The sequence below is a fragment of the Mycobacterium tuberculosis complex sp. N0072 genome (genome assembly GCF_030323725.1).
Taxonomy (GTDB): Bacteria; Actinomycetota; Actinomycetes; order Mycobacteriales; family Mycobacteriaceae; genus Mycobacterium; species Mycobacterium tuberculosis.
In genome coordinates this window covers 1,247,681-1,269,905 of sequence record NZ_CP040689.1, presented here as the reverse complement: position 1 = coordinate 1,269,905, position 22,225 = coordinate 1,247,681, and the positions used below count along the sequence as shown (strand labels likewise).

Below are 22,225 nucleotides of genomic sequence, written 5' to 3'. Positions count from 1 at the left end.
ATCCAGCGCTGCCGGTGCTGACACAGGTGTACGAACCCGCATTTCTGGTGGCACTGCTCACCACGATCCGCACAGCGTCCAACCTAGCGCGGCGACGATACGGGCCGTGGAACGGCCCGAGGAGAAGCCGCGCAATCCAGCACAGCGCGGCGACGATACGGGCCGTGGAACGGCCCGGCAATGGCGGTCCCACTCGCCAGAATCTGAACCCATCCGGCGCCAGTAACGTGGCTGACAATATGGAGTCGATCGCAGGGGGAGCTATTCCACCGTTCGGGCTGGGCTGCATCGCCGGTCCCGCCAGGATAGTGTGCATAGGCCCGGGTTTTTCCTCCGAGTCGGTGCTTCTTAGGTGGTAGGGCCGTGTACTACCTGCTGATCCTGGCGGTCGTCTTCGAACGGCTGGCGGAGCTGGTGGTGGCCCAGCGTAACGCGCGGTGGTCTTTCGCGCAGGGCGGCAAAGAGTTTGGCCGCCCACACTATGTGGTGATGGTTATCCTGCACACCGCCCTACTGCTGGGCTGCGTCGTCGAACCGTGGGCCTTGCACCGGCCTTTCATACCGTGGCTCGGCTGGCCGATGCTGGCCGTAGTGGTGGCAAGCCAGGGCCTGCGCTGGTGGTGCGTCAAATCGCTGGGCAAGCGGTGGAACACCCGGGTAATCGTGTTGCCGCACGCCACGTTGGTGCGGCGGGGCCCCTACCGGTGGATGCGGCATCCGAATTATGTTGCGGTGGTGGCCGAAGGGTTCGCGTTGCCACTGGTGCACACGGCGTGGTTGACCGCACTGGTTTTCACCCTGGCCAATGCGACCTTGCTGACCGTTCGTCTGCGGGTGGAGAACTCCGTTCTGGGCTACATATGACCAGCTACGACACCGACCTGTTGGTCGTCGGCGGCGGCCCCGGCGGACTCGCCACGGCATTGCACGCACGCGCGCGTGGACTTTCGGTGATCGTGGCCGAGCCTCGCGAGAATCCCATCGACAAGGCGTGCGGCGAGGGGCTGATGCCCGGTGGCCTGGCCGAATTGACCTCGCTAGGCGTGGACCCGGTCGGTCTGCCCTTTCATGGGATTGCCTACGTTGGTGAACATCGTCGGGTGCAGGCGCGGTTTCGCACCGGGCCGGGGCGGGGCGTGCGACGCACCACGCTGCATGCGGCACTGGCGGCACGAGCCAAAGAGCAAGACACTGAATGGATCCGGTCGCGGGTAGCCACTATTCAGCAAGACGCACATGGTGTGACCGCCGCCGGCGTTCGCGCGAAATGGTTGGTGGCAGCCGATGGACTGCATTCGGCCGTCCGGCGCGCCGTCGGGATCAAAGCCACCGCCGGGACACCACGGCGATACGGGGTGCGCTGGCATTACCGGCTGCCGGTGTGGTCGGACGTCGTCGAAGTGCATTGGTCCCGTTGGGGTGAGGCTTATGTGACTCCGGTGGAACCGGATCTGGTCGGCGTCGCGATCTTGTCCCGCCAACGACCCGAACTTGCCTGGTTTCCCAGCCTTGCACACCATCTGCAAGACGCGAGCCGCGGACACGCACGTGGCTGCGGTCCCTTGCGCCAGGTGGTCTCCCGGCGCGTCGCGGGGCGGGTGCTTTTGGTCGGTGACGCGGCCGGGTACGAAGATGCCCTAACCGGCGAAGGCATCAGCCTTGCCGTCAAGCAGGCCGCCGCGGCGGTGAGCGCCATCGTCGACGACACACCGGCGTCGTATGAGGCCGCGTGGCACCGGATCACTCGTGATTACCGGCTAGTCACCCGCGGGTTGGTGCTGGCCAGTACGCCACGCGCGGCACGCCGTGCCATCGTGCCGCTGTGCGCACTTCTGCCCACGGCATTCCGGTACGGGGTGAACATCCTGGCGTACTGAGACAGCCCAGGATCTGGTGTTGTCGGCGCGTTGTCACATCCGCCACATTGGTTCTCCCGGGAAGGATGCTCGTTGTGCCCACCTCAGCGCGACACTGCGCCCCGGCATCGGGATAAGTCCCACAAACGTTGGCAATGCGACAGTGCTGGCTGACGGTACGCCCGCCAAGCCCATCCAAGGCGCCGAGACGATGCAGCGGGCCCGCCACACCGGTTCCTGTTTCTCGGCGAACGCCCGAGGTCCTGCGATCTCATCAGGGAACCCATCTCGCGCTGGGTGCGGAGTCCCTTCGTCGACGACGACCCCGTCATCGACACCACAGGCGATCCGCTTGCTGGCCTGCACCGACAGCGACGCGTTGACGGTCACCCGCACGGCCAGGTGAGGGCGGCCTCGACGACCGAACCCTCCTTGACGACCCGGTTGATCAGGCCCCACTCCCAGTCGTCGGATGCGGTCAGCGGCTCACCGGTACACCCCCGGCGGCGGCGATCAGCCCGCGTTTGACCTCCGGCAAACCCGAATTAGGTGTGCTCGTCGGCCACCACCAGGTCGCTGGCCAGCGCTGGCTCGGCACCGTCGTCCAAGGCCGTGCCACTGACCGCGGCGCTGGTCGGCTTGTCGATGAAATGGTGCCTGTAACCGGCGATGCCCCACTCGCCGTGATGCGGGTGGTACGGGTTCTCCCGGCGTGCGATCGCCTTGAGGTCGGCACCGGCGCAAAGCGACTTGTCGCCGGCGCCGGTGATCACCACGGCCCGCACATCGGGGTTGTCGTGCGCTTCTTCCAGCGCGTCTCCAACCACGATGCTGACGGCACCATTGACCGCATTGCGGGCTTCCGGCCGATTGATCGTAATGACCATGACATTGTCGCGGTACTCGACAACGCCGCCGGCTGGCTATCGGTCGCTGTCACAGCAACTCCACAATGGTGGCATTGGCTTGGCCGCGGCCCTCGCACATCGTCTGTAAGCCGTAGCGAATTCCCTTGTCCGGCATGTGGTGTAGCACTGTAGTCATCAACCGTGCCCCCGAGCCGCCGAATGGGTGGCCAAGCGCGATCGCGCTGTTGGGGTTGAACAGGGGGTAAGCGCTTTGGCGAAAACGCTGAGGCCGCCCTGCGAATCTCATAGTGTTTTGATTGCCAAGCTGCATGAGGTGTCGAGCGATCGGCCCAGTGTTGGTGGTGGGAGGCGCGCCATGGAATCTGGGGTCAAGCAGGCGGGACCGCGGCGCTGCTTCGCGCCGGGAGGATCGGGCTGTGCGTATTCAGCCAGCGGAGGTTTGTGGTCACGGGAGGGGATGGCCCGGGCACGTCCAGCTGCGGAAGGGATGGCGTGATGAGTTTTCTGGTGTTGCCTCCCGAGGTCAATTCCGCGTTGATGTTTGCCGGTGCGGGCTCAGGCCCGACGCTGGCCGCCGCGGCGGCCTGGGACGGGCTGGCCGCCGAGTTAGGCCAAGCGGCGAACTCGTTTTCGTCGGCCACCGCAGCGCTGGCCGACACCGCCTGGCAAGGTCCGGCGGCGACGGCGATGGCCGCCGCGGCAGCCCCCTATGCCAGCTGGCTAAGCACGGCAGCAACACGCGCGCTAAGCGCGGCCGCACAGGCCAAGGCGGCCGCGGCGGTGTATGAAGCCGCGCGGGCGGCCACCGTGGATCCACTGCTGGTCGCCGCCAACCGCCACCAGCTGGTGTCGCTGGTGCTATCAAACCTGTTCGGCCAAAACGCCCCGGCGATCGCGGCGACCGAGGCAGCCTACGAACAATTGTGGGCCGCCGATGTCGCGGCCATGGTGAGCTACCACAGCGGGGCCTCGGCGGTGGCCGCCCAGCTGGCCCCGTGGGCACAGGCGGTGCGCGCCCTGCCCAACCCGACGGCGCCCGCACTGGCCTCCGGCCCCGCTGCCCTGGCCATCCCGGCATTGGGTATCGGCAACACCGGCATCGGCAACATCTTCAGCATCGGCAACATCGGCGACTACAACCTAGGCAACGGCAATACCGGCAACGCAAACCTAGGCAGCGGAAACACGGGCCAGGCCAACCTGGGCAGCGGCAATACCGGTTTCTTCAACTTTGGCAGCGGCAACACCGCCAACACCAACTTCGGTAGCGGGAACCTCGGCAACCTCAACCTGGGCAGCGGCAACGACGGCAACGGTAACTTCGGCCTGGGGAATATCGGCGATGGCAACCGGGGCAGCGGGAACGTCGGCAGCTTCAACTTCGGCACCGCCAACGCCGGTTCCTTCAACGTGGGCAGCGCAAATCACGGCTCTCCCAACGTGGGCTTTGCGAATCTCGGCAACAACAACCTGGGCATTGCGAATCTCGGCAACAACAACCTGGGCATTGCGAATCTCGGCAACAACAACATCGGTATCGGGCTCACCGGCGACAACATGATCGGCATCGGCGCACTGAACTCCGGCATCGGCAACCTCGGCTTCGGCAACTCCGGGAACAACAACATCGGCTTGTTCAACTCCGGCAACAACAACATCGGCTTCTTCAACTCCGGCGACAGCAACTTCGGCTTCTTCAACTCCGGTGACACCAACACCGGTTTCGGGAACGCGGGCTTCACCAACACCGGCTTCGGGAACGCGGGCAGCGGCAACTTCGGTTTCGGGAACGCAGGCAACAACAACTTCGGGTTCGGCAACTCGGGATTTGAGAACATGGGTGTCGGCAACTCGGGTGCCTACAACACGGGCAGCTTCAACTCGGGCACCTTGAATACCGGAGACTTGAACTCGGGCGACTTCAATACCGGCTGGGCCAACTCGGGCGATATCAACACTGGCGGCTTCCACTCCGGAGACCTGAACACCGGGTTCGGCAGCCCGGTGGACCAACCGGTGATGAACTCCGGCTTCGGCAACATCGGCACCGGCAACTCGGGCTTCAATAACTCCGGCGACGCGAACTCCGGCTTCCAGAACACCAACACCGGCGCCTTCTTCATCGGTCACTCGGGTCTGCTCAATTCCGGCGGCGGCCAGCACGTGGGCATCAGCAACTCGGGAACCGGCTTTAACACGGGCCTGTTCAACACCGGCTTCAACAACACCGGCATCGGAAACTCGGCCACCAACGCCGCCTTCACCACCACCTCCGGGGTGGCCAACTCCGGCGACAACAGCTCAGGCGGGTTCAACGCCGGTAATGACCAGTCCGGGTTCTTCGACGGTTAGCCCCCGGATTCCAGCAGCCTGCGCCGCGCGAGATCCTTCGCATTGGCCCGCCTGACCGCCACCGTCATGGCGGGTGCGGCGATTCCCGCGAAGCGGGAAGGCTCACCACGGTTTTACAGCGTCATCCTCGTCGTACCGTTCGGGCCGTCCTCCCACAGGTAGACCGTCTCCATCGGGAATGGCCCTTGCTCGTCCAGGTCGGCCGCCTCGTACGGACCGTCGCCGGTGACGACGTCGCCGCCGCGGGCGCCGGTTACCCGGACCGTCGTGGCGGTGGCCGTCGGGTGCAGCACGGCGCCGCCACGGATCGCGGCGGCGTGCTCCTGCCCGAACTTCTGGTAGGCGGCCATGTCAGCGGCCTGCTCGGGGGCCGACCAGTCGACGTCTCTGGTGCAGGTGAGTGCGGCGTATTGCGGCCTGTTGACCCATCATGGTCCGGGCCTATCCCGAATCTCACCCACATGACGATCGCGGCGGGCCCGATGAGGACATCCGGCGCCGAGCGATTTTGCCGCCGGCCGGGCCATGCCGGCCGATGTCACCGGAGTAGCCTTGACCACGCAGCTGGTCTGCTGGCGTCCGAAAGGGCGTCGGCATCGAGCGGGGCAACGATGCTTCGCGAGAGGGAACCTGGTGAGAATCCGGGACTGTCCCGCAGCGGTATGCAGGAACGACCGCCGTCTTGGAAGTAGACAAGCACTGGTCTCAACGACTGGGAAGCGACGGCCAGTAGGAGCACCCACCGGGTGCGAGCCTGCGAGTCCGAAGACCTGCCAGCCGTGCCGGACGCGCCGCGCCCGGCGGCTCATCGCCTCGTGGAATGGGCGTTTGGCCGTGCCTGTTGCCGGGTGCATCGGTGTGCACCTCAATCGGATCGGCTGCGCGTCCGCGGGCGGTGAACCACCCGTCGATCGAAGGACAGCACGTGACCCAGCCTGTACGTCGTCAACCCTTTACCGCAACCATCACCGGCTCCCCGCGCATCGGCCCGCGCCGCGAACTCAAGCGCGCCACCGAAGGCTACTGGGCCGGACGTACCAGCCGATCCGAGCTGGAGGCCGTCGCCGCCACGTTACGCCGCGACACCTGGTCGGCCCTGGCCGCGGCCGGTCTGGACTCGGTGCCGGTGAACACCTTCTCCTACTACGACCAAATGCTCGATACCGCGGTGCTGCTCGGCGCGCTGCCGCCCCGAGTGAGCCCGGTTTCCGACGGGCTGGACCGCTATTTCGCCGCGGCGCGGGGCACCGACCAGATCGCGCCGCTGGAGATGACGAAGTGGTTCGACACCAACTACCACTACCTGGTACCCGAGATCGGGCCGTCGACCACGTTCACGCTGCACCCCGGCAAGGTGCTCGCCGAACTCAAAGAGGCGTTAGGGCAAGGCATTCCCGCACGTCCGGTGATCATCGGGCCGATCACCTTCCTGCTGCTGAGCAAGGCCGTCGACGGCGCGGGGGCGCCGATCGAACGCCTCGAAGAGTTGGTTCCGGTCTATTCGGAGCTGCTGTCGCTGCTTGCCGACGGCGGCGCCCAGTGGGTGCAGTTCGACGAGCCGGCGCTGGTGACCGACCTCTCCCCCGACGCGCCCGCCCTGGCTGAAGCGGTGTACACCGCGCTGTGCTCGGTGAGCAACCGGCCTGCGATCTATGTCGCCACCTACTTCGGGGACCCGGGCGCGGCCCTACCGGCGCTGGCTCGCACCCCGGTCGAAGCCATCGGCGTCGACCTGGTGGCCGGTGCCGACACCTCGGTGGCCGGGGTACCCGAGCTGGCCGGCAAGACGCTGGTGGCCGGGGTCGTCGACGGGCGCAACGTCTGGCGCACCGACCTGGAGGCGGCGTTGGGCACGTTGGCGACCCTGCTGGGTTCGGCGGCTACCGTGGCCGTCTCGACGTCGTGCTCGACACTGCACGTGCCGTACTCGCTGGAACCGGAAACCGACCTGGATGACGCGTTGCGGAGCTGGCTGGCGTTCGGTGCCGAAAAGGTGCGCGAAGTCGTCGTTCTCGCGCGTGCCCTGCGCGACGGACACGACGCGGTCGCCGACGAGATCGCGTCGTCCCGCGCCGCCATCGCGTCCCGCAAGCGCGACCCGCGGTTACACAATGGGCAAATCCGGGCGCGCATCGAGGCGATCGTCGCGTCCGGAGCCCACCGCGGCAATGCCGCCCAGCGCCGCGCCAGCCAAGACGCGCGACTGCACCTGCCGCCGCTGCCGACCACGACGATCGGCTCCTACCCGCAGACCTCGGCGATCCGCGTTGCGCGTGCGGCGCTGCGGGCCGGTGAGATCGACGAGGCCGAGTACGTGCGCCGGATGCGGCAAGAGATCACCGAGGTGATCGCGCTACAGGAGCGGCTCGGGCTCGACGTGCTGGTGCACGGCGAACCGGAGCGCAACGACATGGTGCAGTACTTCGCCGAGCAATTGGCGGGTTTCTTCGCTACCCAGAACGGCTGGGTGCAGTCCTACGGCAGCCGCTGTGTGCGTCCGCCGATCCTGTACGGCGACGTGTCCCGGCCGCGGGCGATGACGGTCGAGTGGATCACCTACGCGCAGTCGCTGACCGACAAACCGGTGAAGGGCATGTTGACCGGGCCGGTGACGATTCTGGCGTGGTCGTTCGTGCGTGACGACCAGCCGTTGGCCGATACCGCCAACCAGGTGGCGCTGGCGATTCGCGACGAGACCGTGGATTTGCAGTCCGCCGGCATCGCGGTCATCCAGGTCGACGAGCCTGCGCTGCGTGAACTGCTGCCGCTGCGTCGCGCCGACCAGGCCGAGTACTTGCGTTGGGCGGTAGGGGCTTTCCGGTTGGCCACCTCCGGCGTCTCGGACGCCACCCAGATCCACACGCATCTGTGCTACTCGGAGTTCGGCGAGGTGATCGGCGCGATCGCCGATCTGGACGCGGACGTCACGTCCATCGAGGCGGCCCGGTCACACATGGAGGTGCTCGACGACCTGAACGCGATCGGCTTCGCCAACGGTGTGGGCCCGGGCGTCTATGACATTCACTCGCCACGGGTGCCCTCCGCTGAGGAGATGGCCGACTCGTTGCGGGCCGCGTTGCGCGCGGTGCCGGCCGAGCGGCTGTGGGTCAACCCCGACTGCGGACTGAAGACCCGCAATGTCGACGAGGTGACCGCGTCGCTGCACAACATGGTCGCCGCCGCCCGGGAGGTGCGCGCGGGCTAGCTGACGAGCAGCTAGCCCGGCAGCACGTGGACCGGCACGTCGTCGTCCCAGGGCTGCCGGTTCACCATGTCGGCCACCCGGACATAGCCGCGCTCGAACTCCCCGGTCGCCGCGTCTACCAACCGGTACTCCTGGGTTTGCCGATGGATGGGCTGCGCGTCGAGCAGCACCACCCGCACCTCACCGGGTTGGAAGCCGCACCGCTGTTGCATCGCCGCGATCAGTTGCTCGTTGTGCAGGTGGCCGTCGCCGAAGTTCCAGCCGACGGCAGTGCTGCAGACCCGTTCGCCGTCGGTGATGACGTAGTCGTCTTCGTCATGGCCGGCCATCGCCCGATGCGCCAGCGTAAATAGCGCCCTGCCATGGGAGTTCATCGCACGAAACGCGTATCCCAGATACATCGGGATCTGGGCTCGGTCCTTGCCGTAGAAGCGCTCCAGCTGAGCGGCCGGCATGCTGGCGATCGCGACGATGCCCCGGTTGATCTTGTCCTCCGCGGAGGGCTTGATGCACCACAGCGTGGTATCCCAGTTGCCGGCGTAATAGCGCATGGCGGCTAGAAACGAGATCTTGCGGGGAAACACGTTGCCCGCAATGACGATTCCCGCGACAACGGCGATCAGGATCGCCAGCGGCACCGGGTTTTTCACGTCCGCTAACCCGAGGCAGGCGTGGCCGACGAACAGCGACAGGACGCCGAAGATCATGAACACGTTCCACTCCAGCGGCACCCCCATCGGGATGGCCGTCAGAATCCCCAGGTGAAAGCAGACCATGATCGTCGCGGCCACCACCGTCGGCCAGCCGCCGTGCGCAACGAACAACACCACGGGCACACACATCTCGATAACAGTGCTGACGTGGGCGACAATCCGCGACAACAGCCCGGGCCGCAGGTCGCCGGGGAACTTCTTGAAAAACATCCGCTTGATGAACCGCGGCCGAAACAGCGGGTTGTTGGACATCATCGTGGAGATCACAAAAGGGAAGTGCCGGTTGAGTTTCGATGTCGCCGCACCGATCCAGATCACCAGGAACACCAGTTTGGCGGCCACGATCATGTCTATACCGTTCAAGCGGCCGAACAAAAACGTCACCGTCAGCGTCGCGTAGACCTCGCCGCGGGCGGCCAGGAAGATCACCTTGTCGCGCAGGCCCAGCACACCGAGAAGCAGCAGGATCAGCACGATCTGCCAGGCGGGCAGCAGCCCGACCGTGGTGCCCAGCTCCGGTATGGGGCCGGCGCCATCGGTGAACAGCGCCGACAGCAACATCATCACCAGCAGTGCGTAGAGGGCAACGTCCACCGGCTTGCGCTTGGTGCCGCGGGTCCACGGCACTCGATCCGGCCACGGCGGCAGCCGGATGGTGCCGAACCTCATCCAGTACAGGATCGAGCCCATCGGCGGGAAGAATCGGTTGTTCAGCGGCCCAAAGCCGCAGCCCAGCCCTATCACCTCGAACAGCATGGTGTAGAGCACGACCTTCTCGAACACGATCGGCTCGGCGTACCACGCTGCCGCATCGGTGAATCCATCAATCCCCTTGGTGGTCAACACGATCAGCCAGCCGACAAGGACGTACAACAGGATCTTGGCGACGTAAAACAGGTGCAGCAGCACCGGAGTGCCAAAACCCACCTCGGCCCAATGCTGGGCCATCGGCCGGATCTTCTGGCTGCGGGAGCCCTGGCTCCATTCGGCCAGGTCGATGTCGGGAAGTCGGGGCTGGAGAAATCCCATGGCCCATAAGACTAGAAGGTGCCCGGTAACACCCGCTGCTCGTGCCCGCAATATGCGCTCAGCGGCCGGATCAGCGCGTTGGCCGTGGCCTGTTCCATGATGTGTGCGGTCCAGCCGGTGATCCTACTCATCACGAAGATCGGGGTGAAGCTGGCGATGTCGAATCCCATCAGGTAGTACGCGGGCCCGGTCGGAAAATCGAGGTTGGGCAAGATCCCGGTGGCCGACGCCATCTCGGCCGCTAACACCTGGTAGATGTCCAGCCATCGCTGGCCGTCGCGAACGGTCCCCACGCGCTCCAGCGCCCGTTTCATGGTCGGCACCCGGGAGTCGCCGTGCCGGTACACCCGATGCCCGAAGCCCATGATCTTTTCCTTGCGGGCGAGCTTGGCGCGCAACCACTCCCGCGCGTTGGCCGGATCGCCGATCTCGATCATGTCGTGCATGACGGCTTCGTTGGCGCCGCCGTGTAGCCGCCCCTTGAGGGCGCCGATCGCGCCGGTCACCGCGCTGTAGATGTCGGATTGGGTCGAGGTCACCACCCGGGCGGCGAACGTCGACGCGTTGAATCCGTGCTCGGCGTAGAGGATCATCGACTGCTCGAACGCCGACACGACGGCGGTTTCGGGTACCTCCCCGAAGCACATGTGCAGGAAGTTCTGCGCATAACCGAGCCCGCTGTGCGGTGCGATCGGGGGCAACCCGCGTCGGCGCCGCATGTCGATCGCCACGATCGTCGGCAACACCGCCATCATGCGCATCGCCTTGGCCCGGTTGGCCGCGGCGTCGTCCTCGTCCGGGTCCTCGGCACCGAGATAGCTGATCGCGGTGCGCACCACGTCCATCGGGTGGCAGTTGTCCGGCAGCTTGGCCAGCAATGACAGCATCGAGCGGTCCACCCGACGGCTGGCTCGTTCGCGCTGGCTGAACAACGCCAGCTCGGCATCGGTGGGCAACTCACCACGCCACAGCAGGAAGGCGACCTGCTCGAAACTGCAGCGGGCTGCCAGATCCTGGACCGGATATCCCCGGTAGGTCAACGAATTGGTCTGCGGCACCACCTTGGAGATGGCGGTGGTGTCCACCACCACGCCGGCGAGGCCCTTTTTGATGTCGGGCCGCTCATCAACGGTGGGCGCGGTCATCGATTTCGTGGCAGCGACGGACCTGGCCGCCGCGAGCGGCCCGGTCATCGAAAGATTCCTGGTGGAATCACCGGCGCTTTGTCCAGCACCCGCGGATCGACCAACACGTTCAGCCCACCCACGGCACCGCTCTCGAGATCGGCGAGACTCTCTACTACGGCCAGGAACCGTTGCTGTTCAACGGGTTCCACTACACCATCGGCGAGCTCGGTGAACTTCTCTACGTACTGCTTGCGCTCGAACGGCCGGGTGCCCAGCGGATGGGCGTCGGCCACCGCCAGTTCGTCCACGATCACTTCACCGCTGTGCAGCGTCACCTCCGCGCGCGCCCCGAACGCCTTTTTGGCCGGATCGGCGCAGTGATAGCGGCGGGTCCACTCGGGATCCTCGACGGTGGAAATCTTGTGCCACAGTGCCACCGTGTCGGAACGGCGCGCCCGCTCGGGCGCGTAGGAGCGCTCGTGGTGCCAGCAGCCGTCCTGCAGTGCCACGGCGAAGATGTAGGGCAGCGAGTGGTCGAGGGTTTCGCGTGACGCGTCCGGGTCGAACTTCTGCGGATCGCCGGATCCCGTTCCGATCACTACATGGGTGTGGTGGCTGGTGTGCAGCACGATCGACGCGATCTGGTCGAGATCGCCGATACGCTCACGTAGCCGGCAGGCCAGGTCGATCGGCGCCTGGCTCTGGTACTCCGCGGAGTGTTGCTTGGTGTAGCTGTCCAGAATGGCGCGCTTGGGTTCACCAGGTGCGGGCAACGGCACCCGGTAGGTGTGCTCGGGTCCGGCCAGCAGCCAGGCGATCACCCCGTCCTCGCCCTCCCAGATCGGAGCCGGTGAGCCCTCGCCGCGCATCGCCCGATCGACCGCCTCGATGCCGACCTTGCCGGCATGCGCCGGCGCGAACGCCTTCCAGCTGGAGATGGCGCCCTTGCGGGATTGACGGGTGCTGGTGGTCAGATGCAGGGCCTGGCCGATCGCGTGGTAGATGGTCTCTTGGTCGAGCCGCAGCATGGTCCCGATGCCGGCGGCCACCGCCGGGCCCAGGTGGGCGACATGGTCGATCTTGTGCTCGTGCAAGCAGATTCCGCGGGTTAGGTCGATGTGGATCTCATAGGCGGTTACCAGACCGCGGATCAGCTCCGCGCCGCACACGCCGAGCTGCTGGGCGACCGCCACCAGTGGGGGTATGTTGTCCGCCGGGTGCGAATAGTCGGCGGCCAGAAACGTGTCGTGAAAGTCAAGTTCACGCGCGGCGACGCCGTTGGCCCAGGCCGCCCAGTCCGCCGAGTAGCTGCCCTCGACGCCAAATACCTTCGCCCCGTGTCGCACCGGATGCGCCAGTGCCTGGTGGCGGGCCACGGTGACCGGTCTGCGCACCATTGATGCGGCGCTCACCGCAGCGTTGTCGATGATGCGGTTGCACACCATGTCCGCTACCTCCGGGTCGACGTCAACCGGATCGGCAGCCACCTGGGCGATCTTGTAGGCCATGTGCTCGGTGCACGGGAAATCGTCGGCGCTGCGCCACGCCCGGACCGCATGCATCAACATAATCCGCACCATACGCAGCACAGGACACCAACAAAAGACCCTGAAAAAGCGTACTTTTGTGTCCTGACCCGGCACATTTTGCAAATTTTGCGAACATGACGCGGAGTAATGTCTTACCGGTGGCTAGGACGTATTCGAGGACGTTTTCCGGTGCCCGCCTGCGGCGGTTACGTCAAGAGCGCGGGCTCACCCAGGTGGCGCTGGCCAAGGCCCTGGACTTATCCACAAGCTATGTCAACCAGTTGGAGAATGACCAGCGGCCCATCACCGTGCCCGTGCTGCTTCTGCTTACCGAGCGGTTTGACCTGTCGGCGCAGTATTTCTCCTCGGATTCCGACGCACGGTTGGTGGCCGACCTGTCCGACGTCTTCACCGACATCGGCGTCGAGCACGCGGTCAGCGGCGCCCAGATCGAAGAATTCGTCGCCCGGATGCCCGAGGTCGGCCACAGCCTGGTTGCCGTGCACCGCCGGTTGCGCGCCGCCACCGAGGAACTAGAGGGCTACCGATCTCGTGCGACCGCCGAAACCGAGCTACCGCCCGCGCGGCCGATGCCGTTCGAGGAGGTCCGCGACTTCTTCTACGACCGCAACAACTACATCCACGACCTGGACATGGCGGCGGAGCGGATGTTTACCGAAAGCGGGATGCGGACCGGCGGATTGGACATCCAGCTGGCCGAGCTGATGCGGGACCGGTTCGGCATCTCGGTGGTGATCGATGACAATCTGCCCGACACCGCCAAGCGCCGCTACCACCCCGACACCAAGGTCCTTCGGGTCGCCCACTGGCTGATGCCCGGACAGCGCGCCTTCCAGATCGCCACCCAACTGGCGCTGGTGGGCCAGTCAGACCTGATCTCGTCGATCGTGGCCACCGATGACCAGCTCAGCACCGAAGCCCGCGGCGTCGCGCGCATCGGACTGGCCAACTACTTCGCCGGCGCCTTCCTGCTCCCCTACCGCGAATTCCACCGTGCCGCAGAGCAGTTACGCTATGACATCGACCTGCTGGGCCGCCGGTTCGGAGTGGGCTTCGAAACCGTCTGCCACCGGCTCTCCACACTGCAGCGCCCGCGGCAGCGAGGGATACCGTTCATCTTCGTCCGCACCGACAAGGCCGGAAACATCTCAAAGCGACAGTCCGCGACGGCGTTTCACTTCAGCCGGGTCGGCGGCAGCTGCCCGCTGTGGGTGGTCCACGACGCGTTCGCCCAGCCAGAGAGGATCGTCCGCCAGGTGGCGCAAATGCCCGACGGCAGGTCGTACTTCTGGGTGGCCAAGACCACCGCTGCCGACGGGCTCGGGTATCTGGGCCCGCACAAGAACTTCGCGGTCGGGCTGGGCTGCGACCTCGCGCACGCCCATAAACTCGTCTACTCCACCGGTGTCGTCCTGGACGACCCGAGCACGGAGGTCCCGATCGGGGCGGGCTGCAAGATCTGCAACCGAACGTCGTGCGCCCAACGTGCGTTCCCCTATCTCGGTGGTCGCGTCGCGGTCGACGAGAACGCGGGCAGCAGCTTGCCTTATTCGTCGACCGAGCAATCGGTTTGACCGCCCGACGCCACAGCAGACAACGAAACCCCTTATATTACTGTGGTTTCAGCAGGCTCTGGGCAAGCATTGTTGTCGGTGCCTGCACATAGCATTCAGTCATGTGTTCCACTCGGGAGGAGATCACGGAGGCCTTCGCGTCATTGGCTACCGCGCTGTCCCGCGTGCTGGGGCTGACCTTTGACGCATTGACCACCCCGGAGCGCCTGGCGCTGCTGGAGCACTGCGAGACCGCGCGACGCCAGCTGCCCAGCGTCGAACACACGTTGATCAATCAGATCGGCGAACAATCCACCGAGGAGGAGCTGGGCGGCAAGCTGGGATTGACGCTGGCCGACCGGTTGCGCATCACCCGCAGCGAGGCCAAGCGGCGAGTGGCCGAGGCCGCCGACCTTGGCCAGCGCCGTGCGCTGACCGGCGAGCCGCTGCCACCGCTACTCACCGCCACCGCAAAGGCACAGCGCCACGGGTTAATTGGTGACGGCCATGTTGAAGTAATCCGTGCTTTCGTGCACCGCCTACCATCCTGGGTAGACCTCAAGACCCTGGAGAAGGCCGAACGGGACTTGGCTAAGCAGGCCACCCAGTACCGTCCCGACCAGCTGGCCAAATTGGCCGCGCGGATCATGGACTGCCTCAACCCCGATGGCGACTACACCGACGAGGACCGCGCCCGCCGCCGCGGCTTGACGTTAGGAAAGCAAGATGTCGATGGGATGTCGCGGCTCAGCGGATATGTGACCCCCGAGCTGCGCGCCACTATCGAGGCGGTGTGGGCCAAGCTGGCCGCCCCGGGTATGTGCAACCCCGAGCAGAAGGCACCGTGTGTGAACGGCGCGCCCTCGAAGGAGCAGGCGCGGCGAGACACCCGCAGCTGCCCACAGCGGAACCACGACGCGCTCAACGCCGGATTACGTAGTTTGTTGACAAGTGGCAATCTGGGCCAGCACAACGGATTACCGGCCAGCATCATCGTGACCACCACGCTGAAGGACTTGGAGGCCGCGGCCGGCGCGGGCCTCACCGGCGGGGGTACGATCTTGCCCATATCGGATGTGATCCGGCTGGCCCGCCACGCAAACCACTACCTCGCGATATTCGATCGAGGCAAGGCCCTGGCGCTCTACCACACCAAGCGCCTGGCCTCCCCGGCGCAGCGAATTATGTTGTACGCCAAGGACAGTGGCTGCAGCGCACCTGGTTGCGACGTGCCCGGCTATTACTGTGAAGTCCATCATGTCACGCCGTACGCCCAGTGCCGCAACACCGACGTCAATGACCTGACACTCGGCTGCGGTGGCCATCATCCGTTAGCCGAACGTGGCTGGACGACCCGCAAGAACGCCCACGGCGACACCGAGTGGCTACCGCCGCCACATCTCGACCACGGCCAACCTCGAGTCAATACGTTCCATCACCCGGAAAAGCTCCTGGCAGACGACGAAGGCGACCCGTAGCGTTAGGCGGGGGAGCCGGTCGAACCAAGCCGTTGGGCCGGTGCGCTGTCCACGCCGCCAGCCACCATCACCGGCAGCCGGCGTTGTCTCGCAGCATGGGTAAGGCCCAACACCAGACACAAGCTGAGTAGTCCGACCGCTGACCAAGGCGCCCCCTGTGGGCCCACAGTGGGCGGTCTGGCGTTGCCCATAAGTAGCATCAAGGGGTGCCCATGACTCGTATCACCCGAGCCAATGGTTGCCCCGACGGAACTCTCGAAAACGCCGTTGTGGCGCTGGACGGCGGCGCGAACTACCCACGCGAGATCCTGGGCAACAAAGGCCACGGCATCGACATGATGCGCCGGCACCATCTGCCGGTGCCGCCTGCATTCTGCATTACCACCGAGGTGGGCGTGCGCTATCTCGCCGCGCCCGAATCCACGATCGCCGCGATCTGGGATGACGTGCTGGATCGGATGAGCTGGCTGGAAACAGAAACCTCGTGCACGTTCGGCCGTGGCCCGAATCCGCTGCTGGTCAGCGTGCGCTCGGGAGCCACCCAGTCGATGCCCGGCATGATGGACACGATTCTGGACGTGGGCATGACCGACGCGGTCGAACGAGTACTTGCCAGGCCGGGTGCCGCCGACTTCGCCCACGACACCAGACGGCGATTCACCAGCATGTATCGGCGCATCGTCGGCAGCGCCGGTCCCATTACCGACGACCCGTATGCCCAGTTGCGCGCGAGCATCGAGGCGGTATTCGCCTCCTGGAACTCACCTCGCGCCGTTGCCTATCGCGACCATCACGGCCTCGACGACCAAGGCGGTACGGCGGTGGTGGTGCAGGCGATGGTATTCGGCAACCTCACCGCGAACTCGGGCGCCGGGGTGCTGTCCTCACGCAACCCGATCACCGGAGCCAACGAACCGTTCGGCGAATGGCTACCCGGCGGCCAAGGCGACGACGTGGTGTCCGGATTGGTCGCCGTCGCACCGATCACCGCCCTGCGCGACCAGCAGCCGGCCGTCTACGACCAACTGATGGCGGCCGCCCGCAGTTTGGAGCGCATGGCAGGCGACGTCCAGGAGATCGAATTCACCGTGGAGGACAGCCAGCTGTGGCTGCTGCAGACCCGCGGGGCGGAACGCTCGGCGCAGGCCGCCGTGCGACTGGCGCTGCAACTGCATCACGAGGGACTCATCGACGACACCGAGACACTGCGCCGGGTGACTCCGACGCACATCGAGACTTTGCTACGGCCGTCGCTGCAGCCGGAAACACGGTTGGCCGCACCGCTTTTGGCCAAGGGCCTGCCCGCTTGCCCGGGCGTGGTATCCGGGACCGCCTACACCGAGGTGGACGAGGCGCTGGACGCTGCGGACCGGGGCGAGCCGGTCATCTTGGTGCGAGATCACACCAGACCGGAGGACGTCATGGGCATGCTTGCCGCGCAAGGCATTGTCACCGAGGTGGGGGGTGCCGCCAGTCATGCGGCGGTGGTTAGCCGCGAGCTCGGTCGAGTGGCCGTGGTGGGTTGCGGTCCCGGGGTCGCGGCGGCACTGGCCGGCAAGGAGATCACCGTCGACGGCTATGAAGGCGAAGTGCGCCAAGGCGTTCTGGCATTGTCTGCCTGGTCGGAAAGTGACACGCCGGAGTTGCGCGAGCTGGCCGACATCGCGCAACGGATCAGTTCATGAGCGAGTTGACGGTACTGCAGGCCGTGCGGCTCAAGGGCCGGGTGATCACCACCGACCTGGCGCAGACCTTGGGTGAAGACCTTGCCGACGTCGCCGCGACCGTCGACAGGCTGACCGCGGCCGGCCTCCTGGTCGACGCCACGCCGTTGCGGATCAGTCCCAGCGGCCGGATGAGGCTCGACGACTTGCTTGCCGAGGAGCGCAACCGGGCCGATTCGACCGTGCTGGCTGCCGCTTACCGCGATTTCCGTTCCGTCAACGCCGATTTCAAGAGGCTGGTCACCGACTGGCAGCTCAAGGGCGAAAAGCCTAACACACACGACGACGCCGAATACGACGCCGCGGTGCTGTCCCGCCTCGATGGCGTACACCGGCGGGTGGGCCCGATCATCGGTACGGTGGCCATGCAGCTGCCGCGGTTGAGCAGGTACCCGGTGAAATTGCGTGCGGCGCTGGACAAGGTCAAAGCGGGCGACATCGCCTGGCTGACGCGCCCACTCATCGACTCCTACCACACCGTGTGGTTCGAACTACACGAGGAGCTGATCCAGGCCGTCGGGCTGACACGAGACGAAGCGGCTAAATCCGGTGATGCCCAGTAGTTTTCACTGCAGAGCCGCGTCCAGCAGCCGCATGTAGGCGTCGATGTCAGACACCGCAGACTCGGCCGCGTGCACACTGATCGCGACGGTATCACCGATGCCGTGCACGCCATGGGTTAGACCCATCGCCGGCGACAGCGCCGGATACCCGGCCGTCAGCACCACCGGAGCGTCCCCGAAGCTCAGATCGGCAGCCCCGCGATAAACACTGGACACCACGGTATTGCCGGCCACCCGCACCGGCCGCACCTCAGCGTCGAACTGCGATACGCCCCAACGCAGCAGCGCCGCCGGTACCGCCGCAAAGGCCCGGTCAGCGGAGAGCATCGCCGGATGTTCAAAGCGACGGCGGGCGTTGGCCAAATCGGTTGCGATCCGCCGCACCCGCTCATCGGGCTCCAGCCGCGGGTACAGCCCAACGACAACGTTGCCGAAGTGGTTATATGACCGTGGCACACCCGGTTTGGCCATGGGTACTTCGGCGCCTAGCGTGTCCACATCCCCGCCAAGCAGACCCAACAGCCCGGTGGACACCGCGGCGAGCACCGTGACGGTCACCGTGGGACCGGCTAGTTGCGAGCGCCGCCGCAGCAGGGTGCGCACCGCGCGGACACCTTCGGGGCGGGCATTCGTGGACAGCGGCGGCCGGGATCCGACACCTGGCGCTACCAGCCCGGCATTGGTATCACGAACCAGTCGGAGATGAGCGCGGGCCGCATGGGCGGCCCGCCACGGCAGGAAACCCGCACGCGACCTGGCTATTTCGGGAACCGCGGCCGGCCGGCCGAACAGCCACGCGGCCATCGCCGAAGCCCGCGCGCCGTCGCCCAGCGCATGCGCGAACTGCATGACGGCGACGGTGCCGAGGCCGCTGACGCCCGGAACGTCGTGCACCGGGGTGAACACGTGCAGCCGCCAGGGCATCCGGCGCATATCCAGCTGCTTGCCGGCGAGGCCGACAACGGCCGCCAGACAACCTTGCCAGCTGCGATCGGCCAGGTCGTGGCAGACCAGTTGGTCACGTTGCACGGGTGTGGGCACCCACTGCGGGTAGGCCAGAGCACCACGGTCCTGAACTCGCATCCCTAAGCCCGGACACCCACGGGCTCGACGGTAGACCTGCGCGACGGCACGTTCCAGATCGGTGGGTTCACCATCGAACGCATACAGCAGGAACTGGTCGTTGGGGACTTTGGCCGACATCCAGTAGAACTGCGCGTCGACGGCCGCCATCCGGTGCCCGGCCACGACTTCAGCCGGGTGAGCCAATGAACGCCACGATCAACTCTGCAATCTTGTCCGGCTGCTCGAGCTGCAAGAAGTGCCCGGCGTGTTCCACTACGGCCACCTCACTGCCGGCGGGCAACACCCTTGCCGTCCAATGAGTGAATGCCGATGTGGCACAGCCATCGTCGTGGCCATGCAGGTACAGAACCGGCAGCTTCGGCGCCTCGGTCCACAGCCGATTCAAGTCGGCATAGTCCGCCGGGGCCCGGGTGTTGCGCATGGTGGCGCGATACGGTCCCAAGGCCGCCCGCCGGCCCTCCGGCGTCCCGATCGCGGCGTCGACATGCCGCAGGTCTTCCTCGGCGTGATAGCCCGGCGACCAACGCCGCCACAGCAGCGGCACCACCCAGGAGGCGGATCGCTCCGGCAGCCAGGGCAACTGGAAGTACAGGATGTACCAGCTGCGCAGCAGCTGATGCGGCAACTCACGCAGCAACCGGCCACGCTCGGGCACCCGGCCCAGCGGGCGAAATGCCGCCGACGGCGGCACCGACATGATCACCGCCTTGGCAAACGGGCTGTCGGGCATGGCGGCCAGGCCGGTAGCGGCGATCGCGCCCCAGTCGTGGCCGATGATCACATCGCGCTCGGTGCCACCGGCAGCCGAGCGCACCCGCAGGGCGTCGTGCATCAACGCACCGACGTGATAGCTGCCGTCGGCCGGAATCGAAGACGGCGCATAACCACGCATGAACGGCGCCACGACGTGCCAGCCGGACTCGGCCAGCCGGGGTGCGACCTTGCGCCACCCGTAGGCGGTATCCGGAAAGCCGTGCAAGCACAACGCAACTGGCGCGCCGGCCGGCCCCCAGGTCAAGGCTTTCAGGTCGCCGTTGGGACCCTTCACGTCAATCCAGTGTGGTTCAGCCATTGTCGTCCGCCATGTTGACTCCCGTTCGCCGCGTCCAGCCCGCATGGTCCAACGTAACCGGCGGAACCCAAGAGGCCAGTAGCTAGGGCACCTTGATCACCGCATCCTCCAGGTCGGCGATGACGATTTGGCGCGTGCCCAGCAAGGTAACGTCAGGACCCGTGAGCGCCGTGAGCAGCAGTCCCCAAGCGGTCGCGTTTTCCGGTGCTCGTGGGATTACCCTGGTCGCCGACGAGTGGAATCGGGGCGCCGCAGCGGCCGATCGGCCGACGATCCTGATGTTGCACGGTGGCGGCCAAAACCGGTTTTCCTGGAAAAACACCGGCCAGATCCTGGCCGACGAGGGGCACCACGTCGTTGCGCTGGACACCCGCGGACCCGGTGACAGCGACCGCGCTCCCGGCGCCGACTATGCCGTGGAGACCCCGACCACCGATGTGCTACACGTCGTCGAGGCGATCGGCCGCCGTGTGGTGGTGGTCGAGGCCAGCATGGGCGGACTGACTGGCATCCTGGTCGCCGAGCGCGCCGGTCCGCAGACGGTGAACGGACTGGTATTGGTCGACGTGGTGCCGCGTTACGAGAAGGAGGGCAACGCCCGTATCCGGGACTTCATGCTGGGCAACATCGACGGCTTCGGTTCGCTCGAGGAAGCCGCCGACGCAGTCGCCGAGTATCTGCCGCACCGCGACAAGCCGCGCAGTCCCGAGGGCCTGAAGAGGAATCTGCGCCTGCGAGACGGACGCTGGCACTGGCACTGGGATCCGGCCATGATGACCGCGCCGGGGCACGACCCGCAGCTGCGCACCGAGAACTTCGAACGGGCTGCCATGGGCCTGACGATCCCGGTCCTGTTGATTCGCGGAAAGCTGTCCGACGTGGTCAGTTCCGACGGTGCCCGGGACTTCCTGGCCAAGGTGCCCAACGCGGAGTTCGTCGAATTGTCCAACGCGGGGCGCACCGCCGCCGGCGACGACAACGACGCGTTCACCGACGTCGTGGTGGACTTCGTCAGGCGACTTAGTTAGCCGGTTTCTCGGCGTGTCCGCCGAACTGCTTGCGCATCGCCGACAGCGCCTTGTTGGCGAAGTCGTCGAGGTCACGCGAGGCGAAGCGGGACTGCAGCGCGGTGGTCAGCACCGGCGCGGGCACGCCCTCGTCGATCGCCGCGATGGCGGTCCACCGGCCCTCGCCAGAGTCGGAGACCCGTCCGGAGAATTCCGCTAGGTCAGGTGATTCGCGCAGCGCGATCGCGGTCAAATCCAGCAGCCAGGAGCCGATCACGCTGCCCCGCCGCCATACCTCGGCGACCTCCGGGATGTCGAAGTCGTACTGGTAGCACTCGGGATTCGGCAGCGGCGCGGTTTCGGCGTCACCGTGTTGCACGCGGGTGCCGACGTCGGCATTGCGCAGGATGTTCAATCCCTCCGCCAAGGAGGCCATCATCCCGTATTCGATGCCGTTGTGGACCATCTTCACGAAGTGACCCGAACCGCAAGGCCCACAATGCAAATAGCCTTGTTCCGATGGCGCGACCTCACCGTCTCGGCCCGGGGTGCGCGGGGCGGCCGCCACCCCCGGCGCGACGGTGGCGAAGATCGGCTCCGCGCGCGCGAACGCGTCGCCATCCCCGCCGATCATCAGGCAGTAGCCACGTTCCCGACCCCACACACCGCCGCTGGTGCCACAGTCGAGTAGGTGAATTCCCTTCTTGAACAACAGCTTTTCGTGCCGCAGATCGTCGCGATAATAGGTGTTGCCACCGTCGATCACAATGTCGCCGGCCTCGAGCGTGTTGGCCAGCTCTTCGATCACCGCGGTGGTGATGTTCCCCGCGGGCACCATCACCCAGACAACTCGCGGGGCGGAGAGCCGCTGAGACAACTCACGCAACGAGGCCACCCCGGTGGTCCGGTCCTCCCCGGCCATCGCCTTGACCGCGTCGGGGTCGTGGTCGTAGACCACGCAGTCGTGTCCACCTTTGGCCAAGCGGCGGACGATATTCGCACCCATCCGGCCCAGACCGATCATTCCTAGTTGCATCGCCT

Annotated in this window: 16 protein-coding genes, 2 pseudogenes and 1 riboswitch; of the genes and pseudogenes, 9 read left to right on the top strand and 9 right to left on the bottom strand. The window is 66.1% G+C overall.

All coding sequences use genetic code 11. From position 1 onward, the window contains the following. The first annotated feature begins 363 nt into the window (after window positions 1–363). Window positions 364–864 carry an isoprenylcysteine carboxyl methyltransferase family protein gene (locus tag FF952_RS06080; RefSeq protein WP_003405935.1) on the top strand — a complete coding sequence of 167 codons (501 nt, stop codon included), beginning with the start codon at window positions 364–366 and terminating at the stop codon, window positions 862–864. Further along, complete coding sequence (locus tag FF952_RS06075; RefSeq protein WP_031656788.1) at window positions 861–1,877, top strand: NAD(P)/FAD-dependent oxidoreductase; 1,017 nt, start codon at window positions 861–863, stop codon at window positions 1,875–1,877. The genes FF952_RS06080 and FF952_RS06075 overlap by 4 nt, the downstream gene beginning before the upstream one ends. A 195-nt stretch (window positions 1,878–2,072) precedes the next feature. On the opposite strand, the pseudogene FF952_RS06070 reads toward FF952_RS06075, so the two are convergent. Both FF952_RS06070 and FF952_RS06065 read right to left on the bottom strand, forming a co-directional pair. After that, a pseudogene (locus FF952_RS06070) lies at window positions 2,073–2,743 on the bottom strand (enoyl-CoA hydratase-related protein); the annotation flags it as partial. 49 nt (window positions 2,744–2,792) lie between these two features. Beyond that, window positions 2,793–2,957 (bottom strand): annotated as a pseudogene (locus FF952_RS06065) (acetyl-CoA acetyltransferase); the annotation flags it as partial. A gap of 263 nt (window positions 2,958–3,220) precedes the next feature. Here FF952_RS06065 and FF952_RS20720 point away from each other — a divergent pair. Then, window positions 3,221–5,077 (top strand): PPE family protein, encoded by a 1,857-nt coding sequence (locus FF952_RS20720; protein WP_003405919.1) that lies wholly within the window; start codon window positions 3,221–3,223, stop codon window positions 5,075–5,077. A 113-nt stretch (window positions 5,078–5,190) separates the two neighbouring features. Here FF952_RS20720 and FF952_RS06045 read toward each other — a convergent pair whose 3' ends face one another. After that, entirely contained in the window at window positions 5,191–5,427 is a 237-nt protein-coding gene (locus FF952_RS06045; RefSeq protein WP_003405917.1) for a hypothetical protein, read from the bottom strand. Between the two features lie 206 nt (window positions 5,428–5,633). Beyond that, window positions 5,634–5,869, top strand: a riboswitch (cobalamin riboswitch). Between the two features lie 133 nt (window positions 5,870–6,002). On the opposite strand from FF952_RS06045, the gene metE reads away from it, so the two are divergent. Beyond that, window positions 6,003–8,282: a 5-methyltetrahydropteroyltriglutamate--homocysteine S-methyltransferase gene (gene metE, locus FF952_RS06040; RefSeq protein WP_003405914.1), complete on the top strand. Its 2,280-nt coding sequence runs from the start codon at window positions 6,003–6,005 to the stop codon at window positions 8,280–8,282. Between the two features lie 11 nt (window positions 8,283–8,293). On the opposite strand, the gene FF952_RS06035 is transcribed toward metE, so the two are convergent. The 3 genes from FF952_RS06035 to prpD are packed head-to-tail and all read right to left on the bottom strand — an operon-like array spanning window position 8,294 to window position 12,719. Continuing rightward, complete coding sequence (locus FF952_RS06035; RefSeq protein ID WP_003405912.1) at window positions 8,294–10,024, bottom strand: DUF3556 domain-containing protein; 1,731 nt, start codon at window positions 10,022–10,024, stop codon at window positions 8,294–8,296. A gap of 11 nt (window positions 10,025–10,035) precedes the next feature. Continuing rightward, window positions 10,036–11,217: a bifunctional 2-methylcitrate synthase/citrate synthase gene (locus FF952_RS06030; RefSeq protein WP_003405909.1), complete on the bottom strand. Its 1,182-nt coding sequence runs from the start codon at window positions 11,215–11,217 to the stop codon at window positions 10,036–10,038. Further along, window positions 11,214–12,719 carry a 2-methylcitrate dehydratase PrpD gene (prpD, locus tag FF952_RS06025; protein WP_003405907.1) on the bottom strand — a complete coding sequence of 502 codons (1,506 nt, stop codon included), beginning with the start codon at window positions 12,717–12,719 and terminating at the stop codon, window positions 11,214–11,216. The genes FF952_RS06030 and prpD overlap by 4 nt, the downstream gene beginning before the upstream one ends. Before the next feature lie 95 nt (window positions 12,720–12,814). Here prpD and FF952_RS06020 point away from each other — a divergent pair, with 95 nt between their 5' ends. The 4 genes from FF952_RS06020 to FF952_RS06005 all read left to right on the top strand — a co-directional run bounded on the left by FF952_RS06020 (window position 12,815) and on the right by FF952_RS06005 (window position 18,019). After that, on the top strand, window positions 12,815–14,275 hold the full coding sequence (locus FF952_RS06020) for a short-chain fatty acyl-CoA regulator family protein (RefSeq protein ID WP_003405904.1): 1,461 nt from the start codon (window positions 12,815–12,817) through the stop codon (window positions 14,273–14,275). Window positions 14,276–14,376: 101 nt separating this feature from the next. Continuing rightward, window positions 14,377–15,732 carry an HNH endonuclease signature motif containing protein gene (locus FF952_RS06015; RefSeq protein WP_003405897.1) on the top strand — a complete coding sequence of 452 codons (1,356 nt, stop codon included), beginning with the start codon at window positions 14,377–14,379 and terminating at the stop codon, window positions 15,730–15,732. 212 nt (window positions 15,733–15,944) lie between these two features. Continuing rightward, on the top strand, window positions 15,945–17,417 hold the full coding sequence (locus tag FF952_RS06010) for a pyruvate, phosphate dikinase (protein WP_003903329.1): 1,473 nt from the start codon (window positions 15,945–15,947) through the stop codon (window positions 17,415–17,417). Continuing rightward, window positions 17,414–18,019 carry a hypothetical protein gene (locus FF952_RS06005; protein WP_003405892.1) on the top strand — a complete coding sequence of 202 codons (606 nt, stop codon included), beginning with the start codon at window positions 17,414–17,416 and terminating at the stop codon, window positions 18,017–18,019. Before FF952_RS06010 ends, FF952_RS06005 begins: the two co-directional genes overlap by 4 nt. Window positions 18,020–18,022: 3 nt before the next feature. Here FF952_RS06005 and FF952_RS06000 read toward each other — a convergent pair whose 3' ends face one another. Both FF952_RS06000 and FF952_RS05995 read right to left on the bottom strand, forming a co-directional pair. Beyond that, window positions 18,023–19,267, bottom strand: coding sequence for a WS/DGAT domain-containing protein (locus tag FF952_RS06000; RefSeq protein ID WP_003901095.1), 1,245 nt, complete (start codon window positions 19,265–19,267; stop codon window positions 18,023–18,025). A gap of 4 nt (window positions 19,268–19,271) precedes the next feature. Further along, a complete protein-coding gene (locus FF952_RS05995) occupies window positions 19,272–20,177 on the bottom strand; it encodes an alpha/beta fold hydrolase (protein ID WP_003911402.1) in 906 nt (301 codons plus the stop codon). Window positions 20,178–20,338: 161 nt separating this feature from the next. Here FF952_RS05995 and FF952_RS05990 point away from each other — a divergent pair, with 161 nt between their 5' ends. Further along, window positions 20,339–21,205, top strand: a complete 867-nt coding sequence (locus FF952_RS05990; RefSeq protein WP_003898736.1) for an alpha/beta fold hydrolase — start codon at window positions 20,339–20,341, stop codon at window positions 21,203–21,205. Here the strand turns inward: FF952_RS05990 and gnd are convergent. Beyond that, complete coding sequence (gene gnd, locus FF952_RS05985; protein WP_003405880.1) at window positions 21,198–22,220, bottom strand: phosphogluconate dehydrogenase (NAD(+)-dependent, decarboxylating); 1,023 nt, start codon at window positions 22,218–22,220, stop codon at window positions 21,198–21,200. The genes FF952_RS05990 and gnd overlap by 8 nt on opposite strands. Between the last annotated feature and the right edge of the window lie 5 nt (window positions 22,221–22,225).